The sequence below is a fragment of the Streptomyces sp. NPDC093065 genome (genome assembly GCF_044754585.1).
Lineage (GTDB): Bacteria > Actinomycetota > Actinomycetes > Streptomycetales > Streptomycetaceae > Streptomyces.
Genome location: NZ_JBIVPJ010000032.1, coordinates 36,214 through 60,290, shown reverse-complemented (window position 1 = coordinate 60,290; position 24,077 = coordinate 36,214). Strand labels below are relative to the sequence as shown.

General features: G+C 71.6%; 22 protein-coding genes. 15 read left to right on the top strand and 7 right to left on the bottom strand.

Annotation, left to right across the window (positions count from 1 at the left end; genetic code table 11):
- Positions 1-31: 31 nt before the first annotated feature.
- Positions 32-1,489 (top strand): aminopeptidase P family protein, encoded by a 1,458-nt coding sequence (locus ACIQFU_RS35660; RefSeq protein WP_402557250.1) that lies wholly within the window; start codon positions 32-34, stop codon positions 1,487-1,489.
- 81 nt (positions 1,490-1,570) lie between these two features.
- On the opposite strand, the gene ACIQFU_RS35655 is transcribed toward ACIQFU_RS35660, so the two are convergent.
- Positions 1,571-2,035 carry an ATP-binding protein gene (locus ACIQFU_RS35655; RefSeq protein WP_402557248.1) on the bottom strand — a complete coding sequence of 155 codons (465 nt, stop codon included), beginning with the start codon at positions 2,033-2,035 and terminating at the stop codon, positions 1,571-1,573.
- A gap of 241 nt (positions 2,036-2,276) precedes the next feature.
- On the opposite strand from ACIQFU_RS35655, the gene ACIQFU_RS35650 reads away from it, so the two are divergent.
- From ACIQFU_RS35650 to ACIQFU_RS35610, 9 genes are all read left to right on the top strand, one after another.
- Positions 2,277-3,116 carry a hypothetical protein gene (locus tag ACIQFU_RS35650; RefSeq protein WP_402557247.1) on the top strand — a complete coding sequence of 280 codons (840 nt, stop codon included), beginning with the start codon at positions 2,277-2,279 and terminating at the stop codon, positions 3,114-3,116.
- A 130-nt stretch (positions 3,117-3,246) separates the two neighbouring features.
- The gene (locus tag ACIQFU_RS35645) at positions 3,247-4,008 is read left to right on the top strand and encodes a YcnI family protein (protein WP_402557246.1); all 762 of its coding nucleotides are present in this window, start codon (positions 3,247-3,249) and stop codon (positions 4,006-4,008) included.
- A gap of 135 nt (positions 4,009-4,143) precedes the next feature.
- Entirely contained in the window at positions 4,144-4,794 is a 651-nt protein-coding gene (locus tag ACIQFU_RS35640; RefSeq protein ID WP_402557245.1) for an SCO family protein, read from the top strand.
- Complete coding sequence (locus tag ACIQFU_RS35635; protein WP_402557243.1) at positions 4,791-5,282, top strand: copper chaperone PCu(A)C; 492 nt, start codon at positions 4,791-4,793, stop codon at positions 5,280-5,282. Before ACIQFU_RS35640 ends, ACIQFU_RS35635 begins: the two co-directional genes overlap by 4 nt.
- A gap of 13 nt (positions 5,283-5,295) precedes the next feature.
- Entirely contained in the window at positions 5,296-7,350 is a 2,055-nt protein-coding gene (locus ACIQFU_RS35630; RefSeq protein ID WP_402557241.1) for a copper resistance CopC/CopD family protein, read from the top strand.
- Positions 7,351-7,358: 8 nt separating this feature from the next.
- Positions 7,359-8,714, top strand: coding sequence for an iron uptake transporter deferrochelatase/peroxidase subunit (gene efeB, locus ACIQFU_RS35625; RefSeq protein WP_402557239.1), 1,356 nt, complete (start codon positions 7,359-7,361; stop codon positions 8,712-8,714).
- A gap of 80 nt (positions 8,715-8,794) precedes the next feature.
- The gene (pheA, locus tag ACIQFU_RS35620) at positions 8,795-9,727 is read left to right on the top strand and encodes a prephenate dehydratase (RefSeq protein ID WP_402557238.1); all 933 of its coding nucleotides are present in this window, start codon (positions 8,795-8,797) and stop codon (positions 9,725-9,727) included.
- 509 nt (positions 9,728-10,236) lie between these two features.
- Entirely contained in the window at positions 10,237-11,514 is a 1,278-nt protein-coding gene (serS, locus tag ACIQFU_RS35615; protein ID WP_402557237.1) for a serine--tRNA ligase, read from the top strand.
- Complete coding sequence (locus ACIQFU_RS35610) at positions 11,511-12,353, top strand: HAD family hydrolase (RefSeq protein ID WP_402557235.1); 843 nt, start codon at positions 11,511-11,513, stop codon at positions 12,351-12,353. The genes serS and ACIQFU_RS35610 overlap by 4 nt, the downstream gene beginning before the upstream one ends.
- A gap of 264 nt (positions 12,354-12,617) precedes the next feature.
- On the opposite strand, the gene ACIQFU_RS35605 is transcribed toward ACIQFU_RS35610, so the two are convergent.
- The 4 genes from ACIQFU_RS35605 to ACIQFU_RS35590 are packed head-to-tail and all read right to left on the bottom strand — an operon-like array spanning position 12,618 to position 16,117.
- Positions 12,618-13,337, bottom strand: a complete 720-nt coding sequence (locus ACIQFU_RS35605) for an ABC transporter permease subunit (RefSeq protein ID WP_055422078.1) — start codon at positions 13,335-13,337, stop codon at positions 12,618-12,620.
- An 11-nt stretch (positions 13,338-13,348) separates the two neighbouring features.
- Entirely contained in the window at positions 13,349-14,260 is a 912-nt protein-coding gene (locus ACIQFU_RS35600; RefSeq protein WP_402557234.1) for an ABC transporter ATP-binding protein, read from the bottom strand.
- Positions 14,257-15,165 (bottom strand): ABC transporter permease, encoded by a 909-nt coding sequence (locus tag ACIQFU_RS35595; protein WP_402557232.1) that lies wholly within the window; start codon positions 15,163-15,165, stop codon positions 14,257-14,259. Before ACIQFU_RS35595 ends, ACIQFU_RS35600 begins: the two co-directional genes overlap by 4 nt.
- Positions 15,155-16,117, bottom strand: a complete 963-nt coding sequence (locus tag ACIQFU_RS35590) for an ABC transporter ATP-binding protein (RefSeq protein WP_402557231.1) — start codon at positions 16,115-16,117, stop codon at positions 15,155-15,157. Before ACIQFU_RS35590 ends, ACIQFU_RS35595 begins: the two co-directional genes overlap by 11 nt.
- A gap of 234 nt (positions 16,118-16,351) precedes the next feature.
- On the opposite strand from ACIQFU_RS35590, the gene ACIQFU_RS35585 reads away from it, so the two are divergent.
- The 5 genes from ACIQFU_RS35585 to ACIQFU_RS35565 all read left to right on the top strand — a co-directional run bounded on the left by ACIQFU_RS35585 (position 16,352) and on the right by ACIQFU_RS35565 (position 21,187).
- The gene (locus ACIQFU_RS35585; RefSeq protein ID WP_402557230.1) at positions 16,352-18,103 is read left to right on the top strand and encodes an SDR family oxidoreductase; all 1,752 of its coding nucleotides are present in this window, start codon (positions 16,352-16,354) and stop codon (positions 18,101-18,103) included.
- A 110-nt stretch (positions 18,104-18,213) separates the two neighbouring features.
- The gene (locus ACIQFU_RS35580) at positions 18,214-18,801 is read left to right on the top strand and encodes an RNA 2'-phosphotransferase (protein ID WP_402557229.1); all 588 of its coding nucleotides are present in this window, start codon (positions 18,214-18,216) and stop codon (positions 18,799-18,801) included.
- Positions 18,802-18,807: 6 nt separating this feature from the next.
- A complete protein-coding gene (locus ACIQFU_RS35575; protein WP_402557227.1) occupies positions 18,808-19,266 on the top strand; it encodes a hypothetical protein in 459 nt (152 codons plus the stop codon).
- Positions 19,267-19,318: 52 nt separating this feature from the next.
- Positions 19,319-20,224, top strand: a complete 906-nt coding sequence (locus ACIQFU_RS35570) for an LLM class flavin-dependent oxidoreductase (protein WP_402557225.1) — start codon at positions 19,319-19,321, stop codon at positions 20,222-20,224.
- A 75-nt stretch (positions 20,225-20,299) separates the two neighbouring features.
- Positions 20,300-21,187, top strand: a complete 888-nt coding sequence (locus ACIQFU_RS35565; protein WP_402557224.1) for an HAD family hydrolase — start codon at positions 20,300-20,302, stop codon at positions 21,185-21,187.
- Between the two features lie 29 nt (positions 21,188-21,216).
- Here the strand turns inward: ACIQFU_RS35565 and ACIQFU_RS35560 are convergent, their stop codons facing one another.
- Both ACIQFU_RS35560 and ACIQFU_RS35555 read right to left on the bottom strand, forming a co-directional pair.
- Positions 21,217-22,269, bottom strand: coding sequence for a peptidoglycan DD-metalloendopeptidase family protein (locus ACIQFU_RS35560; protein ID WP_402557223.1), 1,053 nt, complete (start codon positions 22,267-22,269; stop codon positions 21,217-21,219).
- Positions 22,270-22,391: 122 nt separating this feature from the next.
- A complete protein-coding gene (locus ACIQFU_RS35555) occupies positions 22,392-24,074 on the bottom strand; it encodes a GAF domain-containing sensor histidine kinase (protein WP_402557221.1) in 1,683 nt (560 codons plus the stop codon).
- Positions 24,075-24,077: the final 3 nt, after the last annotated feature.

Here is a 24,077-nt window from a genome sequence, read left to right as displayed (position 1 = left end):
GTGGTCCAGTGCCGTACCTAGGAGGATGACCGTGGCGGAGGAGCTCACCCCGGAGAACCCGGACGAGACCGAGGAGCCGATCAAGCAGCGCAAGAACGGGCTGTACCCGGGCGTGTCCGACGAGCTGGCCGAGAACATGCAGTCCGGCTGGGCCGACACGGAACTGCACGACCTGGAGCCGGTCGCCCAGGCCGCCGAGACCGCCGCCCGCCGCGCCGCGCTGTCCGCCCGCTTCCCCGGCGAGCGCCTGGTGATCCCCGCGGGCAACCTGAAGACCCGCTCGAACGACACGGAGTACCCCTTCCGCGCCTCGGTCGAGTACGCGTACCTGACCGGCAACCAGACCGAGGACGGCGTCCTGGTCCTGGAGCCCGAGGGCGAGGGCCACACCGCGACGATCTACCTCCTGCCGCGCTCGGACCGGGAGAACGGCGAGTTCTGGCTGAACGGGCAGGGCGAGCTGTGGGTCGGCCGCCGCCACTCCCTCACCGAGGCCGGCAAGCTGTACGGCATTCCCGCCTCCGACGTCCGCGAACTGGCCGACAGCCTGCGCGAGGCCACCGGCCCGGTGCGCGTCGTGCGCGGCTACGACGCCGGACTCGAGGCGGCCCTGACCGACAAGGTCACCGCCGAGCGCGACGAGGAACTGCGCGTCTTCCTGTCCGAGGCCCGCCTGGTCAAGGACGAGTTCGAGGTCGGCGAGCTGCAGAAGGCCGTCGACTCCACCGTGCGCGGCTTCGAGGACGTCGTGAAGGTCCTCGACAAGGCCGAGGCGACCAGCGAGCGCTACATCGAGGGCACCTTCTTCCTCCGCGCCCGCGTCGAGGGCAACGACGTGGGCTACGGCTCGATCTGCGCCGCGGGACCGCACGCCTGCACCCTGCACTGGGTCCGCAACGACGGGCCGGTCCGCTCCGGCGACCTGCTGCTGCTCGACGCCGGCGTGGAGACGCACACGTACTACACCGCCGACGTGACGCGCACCCTGCCGATCAACGGCCGCTACAGCGAGCTGCAGAAGAAGATCTACGACGCCGTGTACGACGCCCAGGAGGCCGGCATCGCGGCGGTCAGGCCGGGCGCCAAGTACCGCGACTTCCACGACGCCTCCCAGCGCGTGCTGGCCGAGCGGCTCGTCGAGTGGGGCCTGGTCGAGGGCCCCGTCGAGCGCGTGCTGGAGCTGGGCCTCCAGCGCCGCTGGACGCTGCACGGCACCGGTCACATGCTCGGCATGGACGTCCACGACTGCGCCGCCGCGCGCGTCGAGTCGTACGTCGACGGCACGCTGGAGCCCGGCATGGTGCTCACCGTCGAGCCGGGCCTGTACTTCCAGGCCGACGACCTGACCGTGCCCGAGGAGTACCGGGGCATCGGCGTGCGCATCGAGGACGACATCCTCGTCACCGCCGACGGCAACCGGAACCTGTCCGCCGCTCTGCCACGCCGGTCGGACGAGGTCGAGGAGTGGATGGCCGCGCTCAAGGGCTGACCCTCCGTGCGACGGCCGGGCATCCACGCGGGTGCCCGGCCGTCGGCGTGCTCGGTCCCTCCGCGTGCTCGGGCCCGCTCGTCACACCGCCACGAGCGGGGCGTTCTCGCGCCACTTGAGGATCTTGTCGAAGCTCACCACGGCGCCGGCGTACCCCGGCGCACCGCCGATGTGGACGTGGTCGGCGAGTTCCCGGATGAGGCGCAGGCCGCGACCGCTCTCCGCCTCCGGATGCGCCTGACGGGCCACGCCCTGCGGTCCGTCCGGAGGGGCGGCGGGGAAACCGGGGCCGGTGTCGGCCACCTCGATACGGCACCGTTCGCCGTCCAGGTAGGCCGTGACGCGGTACGCCTCGACGGGGCCGCCGTTCCCGTCGTTCCCGCCGTGCTCGACGGCGTTGGCACAGGCCTCGCTCAGCGCGACGGAGAGGTCGAAGGAGATGTCGGGGTCGACGCCCGCGGTCTCCATGGTGCCGATCAGCAGCCGGCGGGCCAGGGGCACGCTCGCAGCCTCGCGCCGCAAATGGAGTGACCACCAGATGCTCATGCTCCAGCCTCCTGGCCGCGGCTCGACATACCGATACGTATTGCCCCTCACGCCCGGACGTAAGCGCGCTGCGCCCGTGACACCGCTCATCTGGCGGATGCGTCGCCGCCGCCGAACGGTGTATGCGGGACGGCTCGTGACAGAAGGTGACCTTCAGTACTGTTCCTCGCCTTCCGGCCGTACGGCATCTTGTGGACCTGCCGTACGGGGCGTGGGCCGTGAGTGCGATGATGAGCCCGCCATGACTGCCCCCCACCCGCCAACGGCGCGCTCCGGGAACGATCTCCGGATCCTGCGGGCCGCGGTGTTCGCCGCGGTCTGCGTCGTGCTGGCCGCGGCGGGGCACACCCTCGCCTCCTGCGCCACCGTTCCGCTGTGGTCGCTGGGCGCGGGATTCCTCGGGGCGGTCCTGGTCGCCGTGCCGCTCGCCGGACGCCGGCGCTCGCTGGCCGGCATCGTGGCGCTGCTCACCCTCGGACAGACCGCCCTGCACGCCCTGTTCGGGCTGGGCCAGCACGGCACCGCCGTCGCCACCCCGGTCACGGCCTCCGGCGGCGGGGCGGGCGCACTGTCCGACGCCTCACTGGTCCAGCAGGCCGCACGGCTCGTCTGCGGGACCACCGCGGCGGCGATCAGCCCGACCCAGGCCCAGCGCATCCTCACCGACGCGCGGATCGCCCCCGACGCCCACACCGGCGCGGCGCACCACCCGGCCGACGCCCTGTCCACCGCCGGTACCTCCGCCTCGCTGCTGCCGTCCCTGCCGATGCTGCTCGGTCACGTCCTCGCGGCCCTGGCCGCCGGGTGGCTGCTGCGGCGCGGTGACCTGGCGCTGGCCCGGCTCGTCGAGCTGTCGGCGCACTCGGCCCACTCCGTGGCCGAAGCGGCGCTCGTACGCGCACTGCGCGCCGCGCTCTTCCTGGTGCGCGCCCTGCACGCCGGGCTGGCCGGGGCTCCCGGTACCGGCCCGCGTCCGCCGCGCCCCGCCCTGTGGGTGCCGCCCAGGCCCCGTACCACCGCGCTCCAGCACACGGTCATCAGGCGCGGTCCGCCGAGTGACGGGTTCGCCCTCGCCGCCTGACACGACGCGACCGCCGTCCCGCTTCCCCGGGAGGGGCCGCCGTCGTGCGGCACGCGCGCGTGCGCGCATCCCTCCTGTCACCCGGCACCGGCCCAGCGCCGGTGTCCACACGAAGCGGAGTACTCCGTCCATGAAGGCTTCCCGTATCGCCGCCGCCGGCGCCGTGTCCGGCATCGCCGTCCTCGCCCTGTCCGCCCCCGCCTTCGCGCACGTCAGCGTGCAGCCGGAGGGCACGGCCGCCAAGGGCGGCTACGCGGTCGTCGACTTCAAGGTCCCCAACGAGCGCGACAACGCCTCCACCACCAAGCTGGAGGTCAGCTTCCCCACCGACCACCCGCTGGCGTCCGTGATGCCGCAGCCGGTGCCGGGCTGGAAGGCCGAGGTCACCAAGGCCAAGCCGGCCAAGCCGCTGGAGTCGCACGGCAAGCAGATCACCGAGGTCGTCACCAAGGTGACCTGGACCGCCGACGGCAAGGGTGTCGAGCCCGGTTACTTCCAGAAGTTCCCGGTCTCCGTCGGCGCGCTGCCCGAGGACGCCGACCAGCTGGTGTTCAAGGCGATCCAGACGTACTCCAACAAGGAGGTCGTGCGCTGGATCGAGGTGCCGCAGGAGGGTCAGGACGAGCCCGACACCCCGGCACCCGTGCTCAAGCTGTCCGCGGCCGAGGACGACGCCCACGGCTCGTCCGGCTCCTCGGACGCGAAGGCCGACGACACCGAGGCGGCCGCGCAGAACACCGCCGCCGACGCCTCCTCGTCGGACTCCGGCTCCGGCGACGGCAGTGACACCACCGCCCGGGTCCTCGGCATCGTCGGCATCGTCGTCGGTGCGGCGGGCGTCGCCTACGGCGTGCTGGCCGGCCGTCGGCGCAACTCCGGCGCGGCGGCGTAACAGCACCCGTGCCGGTGCGTCGGCGTGACCTCGCCGGCGCATCCTCTCGTCCGGTGCGCGCCGGACACCCGTCCGTCGGTCCGTCCGGCGGGCCCCGGCGCGCACCGGAGCACTTCACATCTGGGACATTCTTCTATGCGCAACAAGACGTTCGCCATGGCCGCCCTGCTCGCCGCCGCCACTCTGACGCTGTCCGCCTGCGGCAGCGGCGCCGACAGCGACAAGCCCGTGACCATGGTCTCCGAGGACAACAGCCGGCAGGCCGCCACCGTCCTCGACAAGCCCTTCGAGAAGCCCGACCTGGTCCTCACCGACACCCGCGGCGAGAAGTACGACCTGCGCGCGCAGACCGCCGGCAAGCCCACCCTGATCTACTTCGGCTACACCCACTGCCCCGACGTCTGCCCGCTGACCATGAACAACGTGGCCGTGGCCAAGAAGCAGCTGCCCCAGGCGGAGCAGGACAAGCTCCGCGTCGTGTTCGTGAGCACCGACCCCGAGCGGGACACCCCGGCGGCGCTCGGCAAGTGGCTCAAGGGCATCGACCCGCAGATCGTCGGTCTGACCGGCGACTTCGACACCATCCAGGCGGGCGCCCGCACCCTCGGCATCTCGATCGACCCGCCGGCCAAGGACAAGGACGGCAAGATCGTCTCGACCCACGGCACCCAGGTCGTCGCCTTCTCCCCGAAGTCCGACGCGGGGTACGTCCTCTACGGCGAGGACGCCACGGTCGACGACTACACCAAGGACCTCCCCAAGCTCATCAAGGGGGAGAACCCGTGAGGCGGCGCTCCGTCCTCGCCGCCGTCACGGCGGCCGGCGCCCTGACCCTCGCGGGCTGCGGCGGCTCGGACTCCGGATCCCCGGCCTCCGGCGCCGAACTCTCCGTCGACGCCGCCTACATACCGCAGCCCGTCTCCGACTCGATGGCGGCCGGCTTCCTCACGATCACCAACACGGGCGGCACCGCGGACGAACTGACCTCCGTCACCAGCGAGGCCGGCGAGGTCACCGTGCACGAGACCGTCGACGGGACCATGAAGGAGGCCGACCGCCTCAAGGTCCCCGCCCACGGTCAACTCGTGTTCAAGAGCGGCGGAAACCACCTGATGTTCGAGAAGCTGAAGCGACAGCCGAAGCAGGGGCAGTCCGTCGCCGTCGAACTGCACTTCGCCCACTCCGGCCCCGTCACGGTCGAGCTGCCCGTGAAGGCGGCCACCTACCAGCCCACCACCGGACACTCCGGGCACACCGAAGACTCCGGACACTGAGGGAGGGACCACCTTGACGCAGACCATCGCCCCGCGCTTCCGGACCCTGGTGCTGCTGCTCCTGGCCGCGGCGTGCGCGCTGCTGGCCGGCGCCGGACCGGCCTCCGCGCACGCCGCGCTGACCGGCAGCGACCCCGGGCAGGGGGTGGTGGTCGACAAGGCCCCGGCCCAGGTGTCGCTCACCTTCTCCGAGTCGGTCTCCATGGACGACGACTCGCTGCGCGTCCTGGACCCCAAGGGCAAGCGCGTCGACGACGGCAGGCCGTCCGGCACCGGTGGCACGACGTACTCCGTGAAACTGCACGCCGGGCTCCCCGACGGCACCTACACGGTGACCTACCAGGTCGTCTCGGCCGACAGCCACCCGGTCGCCGGCGCCTACACCTTCTCCGTCGGCGCCCCCTCCGAGACCTCGGTCTCCGTCTCGGGACAGACGGTGGGCGGCGGATTCGTCGGCGGGCTGTACGGCGTCGGGCGGTACGTGTCGTACGCCGCCTTCGCCGTCCTGGTGGGCGGTGCCGCCTTCGTGCTCGCCTGCTGGCCGCGCGGTTCCGGGGTGCGCGTCCTGCAGCGGTTCGTCGTCTCCGGCTGGCTCGCACTGACCGCCGCCACCCTCCTGCTCCTCCTGCTGCGCGGCTCCTACACCGGCTCCGGCAAGGTCGCCGACATCTTCGACCTGAGCCTGCTCGGCGAGGTGCTCCAGACCAAGGCCGGCGCCGCGCTGATCTCCCGGCTGCTGCTGCTCGCGGCGGCCGCCCTGTTCATCGCCGTACTGTTCGGCGCGTACGACAAGAGGGAGGACGAGGAGAGGCGGGACCTCACCTTCGGGCTCGCGGTCGGCGGCAGTGTCGTGGCGGCGGGCCTCGCGGCGACCTGGGCCATGTCCGAGCACGCCTCCGTCGGCCTCCAGGCGGGCCTTGCCATGCCGGTCGACGTCGTCCACCTCATCGCCGTCGCCACCTGGCTCGGCGGACTCACCGCGCTGCTCGTCGCCCTGTACCGGGGCCCTGCGGACACACCGGTGCCCGCCCTCGCCGTACGCCGGTTCTCACGCATCGCCTTCGGCAGCGTGGTCGCGCTGGTGGCGACCGGCACCTACCAGTCCTGGCGACAGCTCGGCTCCTGGACGGCCTTCACCGACACCCGGTACGGACAGTTGCTGCTCCTCAAGATCGGGCTCGTGGCGGTGCTCGTCGGCATCGCCTACTTCTCCCGGCGCTGGACGGCACAGCTCGCGGAGGCGCTGCCCGCCGTCACCGGGCGGCGGGAGAAGGAACGCGCGACCGCTTCGGGCGGCCGTGGGAACGACAAGGTGAAAGCCGCGGGGAAGACCGAAGCGGCGGAGAAGGCCGAAGCCGGGGAGACGATCGATACCGCGGGGAAGACCGAAGCCGCGGAGAAGACCGAAGCCGCGGAGAAGACCGGAACCGCGGAGAAGACCAAGGCCGCCAAGACGGCGTCCGGCTCGGGGAAGGGCTCCGGCGGCTCCCAGCGCGCCGCCCAGCTCGCCCGGCAGCGCGCGGCCGTGGACGCCGCCCGGCAGAAACGGCAACGGGACGCCGACCCGTTCCGCTTCGGACTGCGCCGCTCCGTGCTCGCCGAGGCGGGCGTCGCGGTCGCCCTGCTCGCCGTCACCACCTTCCTGACCCAGACCGAACCGGGCCGGACCGAGGAGGAGGCCAAGGCCGCCGGAACGGCCTCCGCCGCCACCGCCGCCCCCTCGACCGGCGCGGTGACACTGGACATGCCCTTCGACACCGGCGGCCAGAACGGCAAGGGCATCGTGCGGGTCGAGCTCGACCCCGCCCGGGTCGGCGCCAACGACATGCACCTCTACGTAGAGCGCCCGGACGGGACCGCCTTCGACGTCCCCGAGGTGAAGGTGGCCCTCACCCAGAAGGCCAAGGACATCGGGCCCCTGCCCGTCGACCCCGACCACATCACCACCGGCCACTGGTCGGCGAGCCAAGTACAGATCCCGATGGCCGGAGACTGGGAAGTCGCCGTCACCGTACGGACCTCCGACATCGACCAGGTCACCCTCTCCAAGAACGCGCAGATCGGCTGAACCGCACCATGGCTGACCAGTCCGCCCCGCAGGCCCGCAACGCCGAGGCGCCCCGCAAGGCGCCCGGCGGGCCGGGACCGCTTGCCTCCGAGAACCCGGAGAACTCCGGTCACGCCACTGCCCCGGAGGGCATCTCGCGCCGGCGGCTGCTCGGCACCGCCGGTGCCACGGGGCTCGTCCTCGGCGGGGCGGGCGCCGCCGCGGGCTACGCGGCCACCCCCTCCTCCGCCGCCACGCCCCTCACCTCGCTCGGCAGCGGGCGGGCGATGTTTCACGGGAAACATCAGCCCGGCATCACCACGCCCATGCAGGCTCGCGGTCACCTCGTCGCCTTCGACCTCGCGGCCGGCTCAGGCCGCAAGGAGGCATCCGCGCTGCTGCGCCGCTGGTCCGACACGGCCCGGCGGCTGATGGCCGGCGAGCCGGCCACCACCCGTGACACGGACGTGGCCCGGGACGCCGGGCCCTCCTCGCTGACCGTCACCTTCGGCTTCGGGCACAGCTTCTTCGGCCGGACCGGGCTGGAGAAGCAGCGCCCGGTCGCGCTCGACCCGCTCCCCGACTTCTCCTCCGACCACCTCGACAAGAAGCGCAGCAACGGCGACCTGTGGGTGCAGATCGGCGCCGACGACGCCCTGGTGGCCTTCCACGCCCTGCGCGCCATCCAGCAGGACGCCGGATCGGCCGCCCGTGTCCGCTGGCAGATGAACGGCTTCAACCGGTCGCCGGGGGCCACCGCCCACCCCATGACGGCCCGCAATCTCATGGGCCAGGTCGACGGCACCCGCAATCCGAAGCCCGCCGAGGCCGACTTCGACAGGCGGATCTTCGTCCCCGAGGAGCCCGAGTCCCGGAAGGGCGGGCCTGCCTGGATGGCGAACGGCTCCTACGTCGTCGTACGTCGCATCCGCATGCTCCTCGACGACTGGGAGAAGCTGTCGCTCAAGGCCCAGGAGGACGTCATCGGGCGCCGCAAGTCCGACGGTGCGCCGTTGTCCGGGGGGAGCGACGCCACCGAGACGACGGAGATGGACCTGGAGAAGACGGACGCGTCCGGAGAACTCGTCGTCCCGATCAACGCCCACGCCCGGATCACCCGACCCGACCAGAACGGCGGCGCGGCCATGGTCCGCCGCCCCTTCTCGTACCACGACGGCTTCGACGCCGACGGTGTCCCGGACGCGGGCCTGCTCTTCATCTGCTGGCAGGCCGACCCGCTGCGCGGCTTCGTGCCCGTGCAGCGCAAGCTGGACCGCGGTGACGCGCTCTCGCAGTTCGTCCGGCACGAGGCGAGCGGCCTGTTCGCGGTGCCGGGCGGGGCGCCGGAGGGAGAGTACGTGGGGCAGCGGCTGCTGGAAGGGTGAAACCGGCGGCGCGTCACCCCGGCGAGGGGCCTGTGCGAGACGCGTGAGCCGGGTACCCCCGAGCCCATTAGGGTGAGGACATGCCAGCCAGTTACGCGTATCTCGGCCCTGAAGGCACCTTCACCGAAGTCGCTCTGCGCACCCTCCCGGAGACGGCGACCCGCGAACTGGTCCCGTACGTCTCCGTCCAGTCCGCGCTCGACGCGGTGCGCACCGGCGAGGCCGAGGCCGCGTTCGTGCCGATCGAGAACTCCGTCGAGGGCGGCATCACCACCACCCTGGACGAGCTGGTCGCCGGCCAGCCGCTGATGATCTACCGCGAGGTGCTGCTGTCCATCACCTTCGCGCTGCTGGTCCGGCCCGGCACCAAGCTGTCGGACGTCAAGACGGTCACCGCTCACCCGGCCGCCCAGCCCCAGGTCCGCAACTGGCTCAAGGCACACCTCCCGGACGTCGCCTGGGAATCGGCCGCCTCGAACGCGGACGGCGCCCGCCTGGTGCAGGAGGGGCGGTACGACGCGGCCTTCGCCGGTGAGTTCGCCGCGGAGCGCTACGGTCTGGAGGTGCTGGAGGCAGACATCCACGACGCGGAGAACGCCCAGACGCGCTTCGTACTGGTGGGCCGCCCGGCCCGGCCCGCCGCTCCGACCGGCGCGGACAAGACCTCCGTCGTGCTCTGGCAGCGGGACGACCACCCCGGTGGCCTGCGCGACCTGCTGGGCGAGTTCGCCACCCGGGGCATCAACCTGATGCTGCTGCAGTCCCGGCCCACCGGTGCCGGCATCGGCAACTACTGCTTCTGCATCGACGCCGAGGGGCACATCTCCGACCGCCGGGTGGCCGACGCATTGATGGGCCTGAAGCGGACCTGTCTCCAGGTGCGCTACCTCGGGTCGTACCCGCGCGCGGAGATCGCACCGGCGGACGTGGACGCGCTGCGGCCGGGCACCTCGGACGAGGCCTTCGTGGCGGCGGCGGACTGGGTGGCGCGCTGCCAGGACGGCCGGTTCTGACCACCGGGTCTATCTGCTGATTTTCGTTGTCCACAGAAGTTATCCACAGGTCCGCTTCTCGACCTGGGGACAAGTCGACAACGAAGTGGCATTCAGTCGACATATCCCCCTACGGTCCTCCGATTCACCCACAGAGGCACAGGTCACCCTTCGTCCACCTGTTTCTTGCACCCCATCCTCCGGAGTGACACCGAGTGCCCCGTTTCCACTCGAAAGTGGGGGCGTGGAGGGTTTGACCGACCCGTCCTCCGGGATTTGGAATGATCACCTCCGTGAGTCCACAGATCTTTCGCACACCCTGTGGATAACTTTTCCCGACTGTGGATCCCTGTGGACAGACCCTCCCCAAGTCCCGTTCTCCACAAGGAAATCCGGTCAACCCCCCGCCTGTACAGGGCCCCGTTCCAGGGACACCTCAACGCTTCGTTGACCGGTCGAACGAGGTTTGAGTCCCGCGTCGGGCAATAGTGGGTCGAGACCCGACACCGCGCACCGGTAGCCTTGACCGCGTGATTGACCTTCGCCTGCTCCGTGAGGACCCCGACCGTGCGCGCGCGTCGCAGCGCGCCCGAGGAGAGGACGTCGCGCTCGTCGACTCCCTCCTGTCCGCCGACGAACGGCGCAGGTCGTCCGGCGTCCGCTTCGACGAGCTGCGCGCCGAGCAGAAGGGCCTCGGCAAGCTGATCGGCAAAGCCACCGGAGACGAGAAGGCCGATCTGCTCAAGCGGGCCGAGCAGCTCAAGACGGACGTCAGGGCCGCAGACGCCGAACGCGACGCGGCCGACGCCGAGACCCAGGAGCTGCTCCAGCGGCTCGGCAACCTCGTCCACCCCGACGTGCCCGTCGGCGGCGAGGAGGACTTCGTCACGCTCGAGACGCACGGCACACACCGCGACTTCGCCGCCGAGGGCTTCGAGCCCAGGGACCACCTGGAGCTGGGCCAGCTGCTCGGCGCCATCGACGTGGAGCGCGGCGCCAAGGTCTCCGGCTCGCGCTTCTACTTCCTGACCGGCGTGGGCGCCCTCCTGGAGCTCGCCCTGGTCAACGCGGCGATCGCGCAGGCCACGGCGGCCGGCTTCACCCCGATGCTGACCCCGGCGCTGGTGCGCCCGCAGTCGATGGCCGGCACCGGCTTCCTCGGCCAGGCCGCCCAGGACGTCTACCACCTCGACAAGGACGACCTGTACCTGGTCGGCACGTCCGAGGTGCCGCTCGCCGCGTACCACATGGACGAGATCCTGGACGCCGACCGCCTGCCGCTGCGCTACGCCGGTTTCTCGCCCTGCTTCCGCCGAGAGGCGGGTTCGCACGGCAAGGACACCCGGGGCATCTTCCGCGTGCACCAGTTCGACAAGGTCGAGATGTTCTCCTACGTCCTCCCCGAGGACTCGCAGGCCGAGCACCAGCGCCTGCTGGAGTGGGAGAAGCAGTGGCTGACGTCGCTGGAACTGCCGTTCCGGGTGATCGACGTGGCCTCGGCCGACCTGGGCTCCTCGGCCGCGCGCAAGTACGACTGCGAGGCGTGGATCCCGACCCAGGGCAAGTACCGCGAGCTGACCTCGACCTCGGACTGCACCGAGTTCCAGTCCCGCCGGCTGTCGATCCGCGTCCGCGAGGGCAAGAAGGTGCGCCCGCTGGCCACGCTCAACGGCACGCTGTGCGCCGTTCCGCGCACGATCGTGGCGATCCTGGAGAACCACCAGCAGGCCGACGGTTCGGTCCGCGTGCCCGAGGTGCTGCGCCCGTACCTGGGCGGCCGGGAGGTCCTGGAGCCGGTGGCCAAGTGACTGACACCGGCACCGCCCCGGTCCCCGGCACCGCTCCCGCCGGGGGTTTCCCGTACCGGCTGATCGCGACCGACCTCGACGGCACGCTGCTGCGCGGCGACGACACCGTCTCGCAGCGCACCCGTGACGCGCTCGCCGCGGCCACCGCGGCGGGCGCGGCCCACATCGTGGTCACCGGGCGGGCGGTGCCGTGGACCCGGCACATCCTGGACGACCTCGGCTACGAGGGGCTGGCCGTCTGCGGTCAGGGCGCGCAGGTGTACCACGCCGGCGAACACCGGCTGCTGACCTCCGTCACCCTGGACCGGCAGCTGGCCGGGGTGGCCCTGGCCAAGATCGAGGCGGAGACCGGTCCGCTGTACCTGGCGGCGAGCCGGGACGGCCTGGACGGCGACGTACTGGTCGGCCCTGGCTACGAGGTCGGCGGCAATCTTCCCGCGCTGCCGTTCACCGACGCCTCGGACCTGTGGTCGGCGCCGTTGAACAAGATCTACATCCAGCATCCGACCCTGTCGGACGACGAGCTGGCGGAGGTGGCCCGGCACGCCGCCGGTGGCTTCGTCACGGTGACCATGGCAGGCGCGGGCGTCGTCGAACTGCTCCCCCTCGGTCTGTCCAAGGCGACCGGCCTCTCGCTGGCGGCACGCCGGCTCGGTCTGAAGGCCGCGGACACCATCGCGTTCGGCGACATGCCCAACGACGTCCCGATGTTCGGCTGGGCGGCCCGGGGCGTGGCGATGGCCAACGCCCACGAGGAGCTGAAGGCGGTGGCCGACGAGGTGACCTCCTCCAACGACGAGGACGGCATCGCGGTGGTACTGGAGCGTCTGTCGGCCTGATCCCGGCCCGGAGGGACTCTCCGAGGCGGCCCCGCGCACGGTCCGGACGGCGCCGGCGTCCCCGTCGGTCGGCCCACGCGGGGCATCCCGCGTGCTCGAAGCGGCCTTCCGTTGCGCCGACGCCGTCCGGCCTCGTGCATGCTCCACAGTGCCGCCACGGAGAGCCGGGCGCCACCGATTAAATCGGACGTACACGGTGTTACCGACGGCTCGCGGGCCACCGCGTCCCCGTACGGACTGTCCGCCCGGGGTCCAGCCGCGCGCTCACTCCTCTCCGGCGAGTGTCAGCGACCGCAGCTTCTGGCCGGCGTACCAGGTGGCGAGCACCGTCACCCCGGCGAGCAGCACCGTCGCGGTCGGCAGGCCTACGTCGGACGTCACCAGGTTCCCGTCGGCGACCTTCTGGGCCACCGCGAGCGACCACTGCTGGACGCTCAGCGTGCGGGCGCCCGGCACCAGGGAACCGAACAGGGCCTCCCAGACCAGGGCGTAGACGAGCCCGAAGACCACCGCGTGCCGGGACACCGTGCCCAGCAGCAGGAACAGTGCGGCGTAGGCGATCGAGGCGACCAGCGCGGCGATCGTGTAGGCGACGGCGACCTGCTGGCCGTTGCCGTTGAGGATCAGACCGGCGAGGAGGGTGGGCACGGCGGAGAAGACCATCGTCACGGCTATCGCGACGATCAGCTTGGTGAAGATGATCGTCGGCCGTTTGATCGGCTTCGACAGCAGGTACACCACCGAGCCGTCGTCGATCTCGGGGCCGATGGCACCGGTACCGGCGATGACGCCGATGATCGGCACCATGGTGGCGAGGGCGAATCCGCCCAGCACGTCCGCCGCGGTCTGGTCGTCGGCTCCGGCGAGCGCGCGCACGGCGACGGCGATGACGAGCAGCAGCAGCGGGAGCGCGCCGAGGATGAGGGCTCGGCGGCGGCCGAGCAGGGCCCGGTAGGTGAGCCGGGCGACTGTGGGGTCGTACATTCTTCGGCCTCCTACGCCGCGACGAGATACGAGAAGACTGACTCGAGGGACTCGTCGGAGGGCGAGACCGTGAGGAGTCGGATGCCGTGGTCGCGGGCGACCTTCGGCAGCAGGGCCGTGAACCGGCCGAAGTCGACGGCCTGGATGCGCAGGGCGCCCTCGGCGAGGTCGACCTCGATGCCGGACGTCGACGGATCGGCGATCAGTGCTGCCGCGAGGGCCCGGTCGTCGCTGGAACGCACCAGGTAGCGGTGCGGCCGGTCGGTCATCAGGCGGCGGATCTTGCGGAAGTCGCCGCTGGCCGCGTGGCGGCCGGCGACGATGACCTCGATGTGCCAGGCGAGCTGTTCGACCTCTTCCAGGATGTGCGAGGAGAACAGCACGGTGCGGCCCTCGTCGCCCATGCGCCGCAGCAGGTCCATCAGCTGCATGCGCTGGCGCGGGTCCATGCCGTTGAACGGCTCGTCGAGCAGGAGCAGCGACGGCTGGTGGACGAGGGCGGAGGCCATCTTCACGCGCTGGCGCATGCCCTTGGAGTAGGTGGCGATCTTCCGGTCCTGCGCGTAGGCCATCTCCACGGTGGCGAGCGCCTCGTCGGCCGCCTTGGCGCCCAGGCCGTGCAGCTCGGCGTTGGCGAGGACGAACTCGCGGCCGGTGAGGAAGTCGTACATCGCCTCCCGCTCGGGGACGATGCCGATGTGCCGGTAGATGTCCTCGTTGCGCCAGACCGGCCGGCCGTCGAGGGTGACGCTGCCGGTGGAGGGGGCGAGGAAGCCGCCCATCATGTTGATGAGGGTGGACTTTCCCGCGCCGTTGGGGCCGAGCAGGCCGGTGACGCCGGGGCCGATCGTCATGGTGATGTCGTTGACGGCGACCACGTTGCCGAACCAGCGGGAGACGTGGTCGATGTTCAGCGTGGTCACAGTCCCACCTTCTTGTAGCGGCGCATCAGCAGGCCGTAGGCGCCGGCGATCAGGCCGAGGGTGACGAGGACGTAGACGGCGCCCTCACCGTTGCTCGGGCCGACCCCGCCGGGGGAGGCCGAGTTGGCGCCCAGGAAGGCGGACTGCACTCCGTCGATGAGGGTGATCGGCGAGAACAGGCCTATCCAGGCGACGGCTCCGGAGCTGCCCTGGACGTCCGCGATGGCCTGGAGCGTGGAGACCGCGCCGTAGGTGATGGTCAGGACGGCGATGACGGCCGCGATGCCGAAGCCGCGGCGCGGGGTGACCGAGGCGACGACCAGGCCGAGTCCGGCGAAGAGCAGGGAGAGCAGTGCCACGGAGACCAGTCCCTGTGCGAACCCCTCGGTCTGGTCCGCGAAGTCGAGTTTGGCGAGCAGCGCGCCCACGTAGAGCACCAGCAGTGGTGCGGCGGTGAGGATGAAGAGGGCGGAGGCCAGCGACGCGTACTTGGCACGGACGTAGTCGGAGGTCTCGATCGGCCGGGAGAAGTACAGCGGCACGGTCTTGAAGCGCAGGTCGCGCGAGACGGACTGCGGGGCCTGGGCCGCGACGTAGAGGCTGATGACGGCCTGCAGGATGATCGCGTAACGCGTGTAGTCCACGGGCAGGTCGTTGGCCTTGGTGGCTACCGCGACGGCGACCATGATGGCCGCCGGGAGGCACATCACCACGAACAGCAGCATCGGCAGCACCTTGGACTTGGCCGAGCGGCCGAGGCCGTAGGCGCCGCGCAGGGACTGCGAGTACAGCGAGCGGCGGGCGTAGGCGCGGCCGAGGCGGGGGCCGTCGTAGCTGCGGTAGCCGATGTTGTGGATGCGGGTCTGGTCACCCGGCACCGTGGCTGTGGGCTGTTCAGCTGCCATGGCCGACCGCCTCCTTCCGTTCTGCGTCGCTGTCGGTGAAGACCTCCGAGATGTGGTGCCGGCGCTGCTCCATGCGGACCAGGCCGAGACCGAGGTCGGCTATGACGTCCCGGACCAGGTCGTAGGTCTCCTCGCCCGCCGCCGTGAGCAGCAGGACGTGGCCGGCGCCGGGCAGGCCGCTGCCGTCCTGGACGCTCACCCCGCGCGCGTCGAGCGCGTCACGCACCGCCCGGGTGCCGTCGGGGTGCTCGTCGGTGTCGGTGACCTCGATCGCGAGGGTCGTGGTGGTCTGGGTGAAGTCCGTGGTGGAGCTGGAGCGCAGCAGCTTGCCGCCGTCCACGACGACGACGTGGTCGCAGGTGCGTTCCAGCTCGCCCAGCAGGTGGGAGGTGACCAGGACGGAGATGCCGAAGTCCGTGTGGATGCGGCGGATGAGGCCGAGCATCTCGTCGCGGCCGACCGGGTCGAGGCCGTTGGTCGGCTCGTCGAGGAAGACCAGCTGGGGGTCGTGAACGAGGGCCTGAGCGAGCTTCACACGCTGCTTCATGCCCGTCGAGTAGCCGCCGATGGGGCGGTAGCGCTCCTCGTACAGGCCGACGTGGCGCAGGGTGTCGGCCGTGCGCTCGCGGGCGGCGGTGGGCGGCAGGCCGGACATCCGTGCCATGTGGACGACGAACTCGGTGGCCGAGACGTCGGGTGGCAGGCAGTCGTGTTCCGGCATGTAGCCGACCCGCTCGCGGATCTCGGCGCCCTTCGTGGCGACATCGAGTCCGAGCACTTCGGCCCGGCCCTCGGTGGCGGGAGACAGACCCAGAAGGATCTTGATCAGAGTGGACTTGCCGGCGCCGTTGGCACCGACGAGTCCGGTCACACCGGGTCCGACGTCCACGGAGAGCCGGTCGAGCGCGGTCACCCGGGGGAACCGCTTGCTCAGGCTTTCGGTCGCGATCACAGTCACATCCACGACAGTAGTGACGGGCGCCACTGCGGTCGTCAGACCGCAGAGCCGTCTTCACGTCAGACTCGAGTAGTACGGGCCCGTAGGGGGTGCGGTACCTGAGAGCCACAGCACGTCCCTCCGGGACCGCGCGGGCTCCCCTGCGAGCACTCTATTGACGTCCGGTCTAACAACTGGGAGATTCGGCGACGTCACGTTACGGGCGAGTAGCACGGGGGAGGAACGACGGTGCTGGACGGTGTGCGGGAGCGCTGGGTGCGCACGGGCGGGGTCGAACTGTGCGTGGCGGAGCTGGGCGATCCGCGACGGCCCACGGTCGTCCTGGTGCACGGCTACCCGGACAGCAAGGAGGTCTGGTCCGAGGTCGCCGCCCGCCTGGCGGGCCGCTTCCACGTGGTCCTCTACGACGTCCGCGGCCACGGCCGCTCCACCGCGCCGAGCCCGCTGCGGGGCGGGTTCACGCTGGAGAAGCTGACGGACGACTTCCTGGCCGTGGCCGACGCGGTCAGCCCGGACCGCCCGGTGCACCTGGTGGGCCACGACTGGGGCTCGGTGCAGTCGTGGGAGTTCGTCACGGTCAAGCGCACCGAGGGCCGCATCGCCTCCTTCACGTCGATGTCCGGTCCCTCCCTGGACCACTTCGGGCACTGGATCAACAAGCGCCTCAGGCGGCCCACCCCGCGCCGGGTCGGACAACTCCTCGGCCAGGGCGCCAAGTCCTGGTACGTCTATCTGCTGCACACGCCGGTGCTTCCCGAGCTGGCCTGGCGCGGCCCCCTCGGCAAGCGCTGGCCGGGCATCCTGGAGCGCGTCGAGAAGGTGCCCGGCGGCGACTACCCGACCGCGTCCCTCCCGTCGGACGCCGCGCACGGGGCGTGGCTGTACCGGGACAACGTCCGGCCCCGGCTGCGCAGGCCGCGTGCGGACGCCTACGCTCACGCGCCCGTGCAGCTCGTCACGCCCCTCGGCGACGCGTTCCTGTCGGAGCGGCTCTACGACGAGCTGGAGCTGTGGGCACCGCGGCTCACCCGGCGCACGCTGCCCGCGAAGCACTGGGTGCCGCGGACCCGGCCGGACCGGCTGGCGCACTGGATCACGGACTTCGTCACCGCCACCGAGGACGGCCGCTCCGAGACCACGGCGAAGGGGAAGTACGCCGACCGCTTCGGCGGGCAGCTGGTCCTGGTCACCGGCGCGGGCAACGGCATCGGACGGGCGACGGCCTTCGCGTTCGCCGAGGCCGGTGCGCGCGTGGTGGCCGTCGACCGGGACGCCGAGGCCGCCACCCGGACCGCTGAGCTGTCCCGGCTGATCGGTGCGCCGGCCGCCTGGGCGGAGGTTGCGGACGTCTCCGACGCGCAGGCCATGGAGAAGCTGGCGGCCAGGGTCGCCACCGAGTACGGCGTGGTGGACGTGCTCGTGAACAACGCCGGTATCGGCCTGTCCGGCTCCTTCTTCGACACCACGCCTCAGGACTGGCAGAAGGTCCTGGACGTCAACCTGTGGGGCGTCATCCACGGCTGCCGTCTGTTCGGCCGGCAGATGGCCGAACGCGGGCAGGGCGGTCACATCGTCAACACCGCGTCGGCGGCGGCCTTCCAGCCCTCCAGGGCACTGCCCGCCTACGCCACCTCCAAAGCGGCCGTACTGATGCTGAGCGAGTGCCTGCGGGCCGAGCTGACCGGTCGGGGGATCGGTGTCACGGCGATCTGCCCCGGCCTCGTCAACACCAACATCACGGCCACGGCGCACTTCGCGGGTGTCGACGCGGCGGAGGAGAAGCGCCGGCAGCAGCGCACTTCCCGGCTGTACGGGATGCGCAACTACCCGCCGGAGAAGGTGGCCGACGCCGTCCTGGAGGCGGTCGCGCACAACAGGGCCGTGGTCCCGGTGACGCCGGAAGCGCGAGGTGCCCACCTCATGTCACGCTTCGCACCACGGGTGTTGAGGCGCCTCGCGCGAGTGAAGCCGCCTCTGTAGTTTCCACAGAAACCGCCAACCAGCCTGTGGATAACTCGACTTGACTGTGGATCAAACCCCAGCGCGAAAAGCAATCGCGTGACGCCCGTCTCACCAGGCAGGCTGGTGCCATGCAAGAGGAACACAACAACGACAGACGTGGAGACGCGCCCGACGACCGACGTACGGTGAAGGTGTCCAAGTACCTCTCGAAGCACCTGCGCCACCAGCCGGAGAGAATCGGGCTCACACTCGACGAGGCCGGCTGGACCGAGATCGACACACTGATCGCCGCGGCGGCCGCACACGGCTTCCGTTTCACCCGCGCGGAGCTCGACCACGTGGTCGCCACCAATGACAAGCAGCGCTTCGCCGTCGAGGGCACCCGCATCCGCGCCAGCCAGGGCCACAGCATCGACGTGGATCTCGGCCTGCCGTCGGCGACCCCGCCGCCGTACCTGTACCACGGCACCGTGGCCCGGTACCTGGAGGCCATCCGCACCGAGGGCCTGCGGCCGATGAACCGGCACGACGTGCACCTCTCGGCGGACCGTGCGACCGCGACCCGCGTCGGAGCCCGCCGCGGCCGGCCCGTCGTGCTCTCGGTGGACGCGGCCGCCATGCACCGCGACGGACGCGTTTTCCACGTCAGCGCCAACGGGGTCTGGCTGACGAAGTCCGTGCCATCCCGCTATCTGCGCTTTCCCGCTCCGCACTGACGCAGCATGATCGAAGGCATGGAGCACCTCCCCACCACCCAGTCCGCCGTCACCGCCCTGCGTGCCATCGCCGAGGAATTCGCGCTGGAGATCGAGGTCACCGACGACATCGGTGCCGACCAGACCTCCCGCCGCAGCGCCGCCGGCGTCGGCGTGACCACCGACACCGACGGTTCCCTCCCGCACGAGGCGTTCGTCGAGTTCGGCGGCGTTCCCCGGGTGAGCGTCCGGCTCTTCCCCGAGGACGATGCCCTGATCACCGTCGAGAACGTGGAGTGCCCCGACATCCCGCGCGACGAGGTGCCCGCGTTCCTGCGCTCCGTCTTCGGCGACCGCGCCTTCGTCAAGGGACGACGTTTCCCGCCCGGCTACCACCTGATCGTCCCTCTGCCCGGCGACCGCACCCACCGGGAGTACGTGCCGATGGTCTTCCTCAGTCCGTGGCTGAGCAGTCGCGTACGGTGACGCCGCAGGCTGTTTCACGTGAAACCGCGAGTGGCCGCATAGGCTCGGAGGCATGAGCCTGCGTCTGAGCACCGTGATCCTTCCGTACCGCCGCTGGCACGAGGGCGGCCGTTCGACCTGGACGCGGGCCGAACAGCTCGGCTTCCACACCGCTTACACCTACGACCACCTCTCCTGGCGCAGCTTCAGGGACGGGCCGTGGTTCGGCGCCGTCCCGACACTCACCGCCGCCGCGGCCGTCACGGAGCGGTTGCGCCTGGGCACCCTGGTCACCTCGCCCAACTTCCGGCACCCCGTGACGCTCGCCAAGGAACTGATCTCCCTCGACGACATCTCCGGCGGACGGATGACCCTCGGCATAGGAGCGGGCGGCACCGGCTTCGACGCCACGGCACTGGGCCAGGAGCCGTGGACGCCGCGGGAGCGGGCTGACCGGTTCGGCGAGTTCCTGCCGTTGCTCGACCGACTGCTGACCGAGGACGCCGTGTCGTACGAGGGCGACTTCTACTCGGCGCACGAGGCGCGCAACATCCCCGGGTGCGTGCAGCGGCCCCGGCTGCCCTTCGCGGTGGCGGCGACCGGTCCGCGGGGACTGGCGCTCGCCGCACGGTACGGGCAGGCGTGGGTGACCACCGGCGACCCGAAGCTGTTCGAGGACGGCACCCCCGAGCAGTCGGACCGGGCCTTGCGGCAGCAGGCCGACCGGCTGGCCGACGCCTGCGCGGCGATCGGCCGCGAGGCGGGAGAGCTGGACCGGGTCCTGCTCACCGGCTTCACGCCGGAGCGCAACCGCCCGCTGGAGTCCGTGGACGCGTTCGTGGACTTCGCCGGACGCCACCGGGATCTGGGCTTCACCGAGCTTGTCGTCCACTGGCCGATCGCCGACTCGGACTTCGCCGCGGACGAGAAGGTCTTCGAGCGGATCGCCATGGAGGCGCCGGCGCAGCTGAAGCGATGAAAACGGCGAACGGAGGGACGCGCATGAGAGCCGTAGCTCACATATGTGCGGTCCCGCGCACGGGCGTGCACGCATATGCGTGACAATGACCGGGTGACCTCAGCGACCCGAAAGCCCGAGCCCCCGGCCGCCGCCACTCGCCCGCGGCTCATCGCCACCGACCTCGACGGCACCCTGCTGCGCGACGACAAGTCGGTCTCCTCGCGCACGGTCGCCGCGCTGGCCGCCGCGGAGCAGGCGGGCATCGAGGTCTTCTTCGTCACCGGCCGCCCCGCCCGCTGGATGGACGTCGTCAGTGCCCACGTCCACGGGCACGGCCTCGCCATCTGCGGCAACGGCGCCGCCGTGGTCGACCTCCACGGCGGCCCCGGCAGGCACAGGTTCGTCAAGGTCCGCGAACTGCCGCAGGAGAACGCGCTGGACGCCGTACGGCTGCTGCGCGAGGCGGCGCCCGGCACGGTGTACGCGGTCGAGCAGACATACGGCTTCCACCAGGAGCCGGCCTATCCGAAGCTGCACATGGAGGACCCCGACGACCTCCTGCCCGCCGAGGAGATCCTGGCGCCCGGCGGTCGCGCCGCCGCCGAACCGGTCCTCAAGATCCTTGCCTTCCACCCGGAGCTGGACCCCGACGGCTTCCTCACGCTGGCCCGCCTCGCCCTCGGCGACCGCGCCAACGTCACCCGCTCAAGCCCCAGCGCCCTGCTGGAGATAAGCGGTCCGGACGTCTCCAAGGCAAGCACGCTCGCCCTGTGCTGTGCCGAGCGCGGCATCTCGCACGAGGAGGTCGTCGCCTTCGGAGACATGCCGAACGACGTCGAGATGCTCACCTGGGCGGGCCAGTCGTACGCGATGGGCAACGCGCACCCGGACGTGGTCACCGCCGCCTCGGGACGGACGGTCGCCAACAACGACGACGGGGTGGCGGTCGTGATCGAGCGGATGCTGGCCGACCTGTCCTGACGTGCCGCCCCGCAACACGTCAGGTGCCGTCACTGCAGCGGCACCCCGCGCTGTGAGAGCCACGGCACCGGGTCCAGCGCCGAGCCCGTCTCCGGGGTGACCCGTACCTCGAAGTGCAGGTGGGGGCCGGTGGAGTTGCCCGTGGTGCCGGACTGACCGATCCACTGCCCGGCCTCGACCCGGTCGCCCTGGTCGACGGCAACGGCGGCGAGATGGGCGTACTGCGTGTAGTAGCCGCCCGCGTGCTGGATGACGACCTGGATGCCGAAGGCCCCTCCGCAGGACACCTTCAGGACCCGGCCCGCGCCGGCCGAGCGCACCGGTGTCCCGACCGGCACCGCGAAGTCCTGGCCGGTGTGCCGGTTCGCCCACCGCGACCCCCCGCTGCCGAAGGACGCCGACAGTTCGTAGGTCTCGACCGGGGCCACCCAGGAGGGGCCGGCGGGCAGGTCCGGCTGGTCGAGACGGACCGCGCCGGGGCACGAGCCGGCCGCGACGGAGGAGTCCGCCCGGCCCTCCAGCCGTGACCGCGCCGCCTCCAGCTTGCCCTCGATCTTCTTCTTCAGCGCTGCCAGATCCGCGTTGCGCTTCGCCAGGGCCTGCCAGGCCGACTGCGCCTTGGCCTCGTCGGCGGCGAGCCGGGCCTCGGCCCGCAGATTCTTGCCGATGGCCCTGTCGACGGCCAGATTCGCGCGGGCCACCGCCCGCTGACCGCGCATCAGTTCGTCCGGATCGTCGGCGAGCAGCATCCGCGCGGTGAGCGGGAGCCCACCGCCGCCGCGGTACTGGGCCCGGGCGATGCGGCCCAGGTCCTCGCGCATGGCGTCGGTCTTCTGCCGCTGGCCGTCGAGCAGCCGCTCGTACTCCAGGGCCTTGACCCGTTGCTCCTCGGCCGCTCGCCGCCCCTCCTCGTACTGGCGGGTCGCCGTCGCCGCGTCCTCGTACAGGCGCGCCACCTGGGGACCGAGAGCGGCACCGGATCCACCGTCTCCGTCCATGCCGTCGGTGGGGCGGGCCGCGAGCACCGCGAGTGCGCACAGCAGCACCGGAACGAGCAGCGGACGGCGGCGGGATGAGGGCATGTCAGCGATCGTGGACCTGCGCGGCCCCCGGGGTCTCGTTCGGCTCGTACGAGTGGGGGACCCGTTGCTGCACACGGCTCAGTGCGGCTGCTGCACACGGGGCAACACGGCGTCGGCGGCGCTCAGTACGGCGCTTCCCACCACACCGTCGTGCCGGCGCCGTCCGCTCCGATGCCCGGCCCGAGCCGGCTGGCGCCGCCCACGCTCTCGGCACGGCGCTCCAGATTGTGCAGGCCGCTGCGCCGACCGCCCCGCGGAATGCCGACGCCGTCGTCCGCGACGGTCAGCCGGACGCCCGGCCGGCCGTCCCGCAGCGTCGCCGTCGCGTCCACGACCACCTCGATCCGGGCCGCGTGGGCGTGCCGGAAGGCGTTGGACAGGGTCTCGCGCAGCGCGGCGATGAGATTCTTGCCCGTCAGTTCGCCGACGGCGGTGTCGACCGGACCGACGAAACGGTGGGTGGGCGTGAAGCCCAGCGGTACGGCGGCCATGGTGATCTCGCGCAGTACGCGGGTGCGCAGCCCCGCGGGCGCCTCGGCAGGCTGCTGGAGCGCGAAGATCGCCGAGCGGATCTCCTGGATGGTGACGTCGAGTTCGTCGACGGCCCCGCCGACCCCGTCACGCACTTCCGGCACGGCCGACCTGCGCTGGGCGCTCTCCAGCATCATCCCCGTCGCGAACAGCCGCTGGATGACGAGGTCGTGCAGGTCCCGGGCGATGCGGTCCCGGTCCTCGTACACGGCGAGCCGTTCCCGGTCGCGCTGGGCCTCGGCCATCGTGAGGGCCAGCGCCGCCTGCGAGGCGAACCGGTCGCCGAGCGCACGCTCCGTCCGGGTGAACGGGCGGTCGCCCCGGGCGCGCGGCATGACGAGACTCCCGAGCACCTTCCCGTCCCTGCACAGCGGCAAGAGCATCACCGGCCCGTAGGAGCGCGCCGGTCCGGCGTCCAGGCGAGGGTCGGTGGCGGCGTCGTCCACGAACACGGGACGTCCGGCGAGCAGTTCCGCCACGATGCCGTTCTGCGGCGGGATGACCTCGCCGAGGGCGTTGGTGGGGTGCGGAGCGTCGACGGCCGCGATCTCCAGTCCGCCCCCGTCGGCCGGCAGCAGCACGATCCCGGCGGCCGCCCCGGAGAGGCGGCGGGCCTGCTCGGCGACGATCTGCAGGGCGTCGTCGACGTCGCCACCCGCCAGCAGGGCGGTGGTGACGGCGACCGATCCGTCGATCCAGCGCTCCCGCTGCTGGGCGGCCTCGTGCAGTCGCGCGTTGCCGATGGCGATACCGGCCTCCGTGGCCAGGACCCGGACCATGGCGAGGTCGTAGTCGTTGAAGGGCTCGCCCGCGTGCTTGCCGGTCACGTAGAGGTTGCCGAAGATCTCGCCCTGCACCCGGATGGGGACTCCCAGGAAGCTGCGCATCGGCGGGTGGTGCCCGGGAAGTCCGCACGAGCGCGTGTCCGGGGTCAGGTCGGCCGGCCGGACCGGCCCCGGATCGCTGATGAGCGCGCCGAGCAGACCCCTGCGACCGTCGGGGAGGTGACCGACGCGCCGTGCGGTCGCCTCGTCGAGGCCGTGGTGCACGAAGTCGGCGAGGCCGTCACCGTCCTCGTCGACGACGCCGATGGCCGCGTACCGGGCGTGTGCCAGGTCGGCGGCCGTCTCGCAGATCCGGTGCAGCGTGGAGTGCAGCTCCAGTCCGCTGCCGACGGACCGCATCGCGTCCAGCAGTTTCGGCACCCGCGCCAGTAGTTCGGCCGAGGCCTCCGCACGGGACGGCAGGGAGCCCGGAGGCGGTGCTGAGGGCATGAC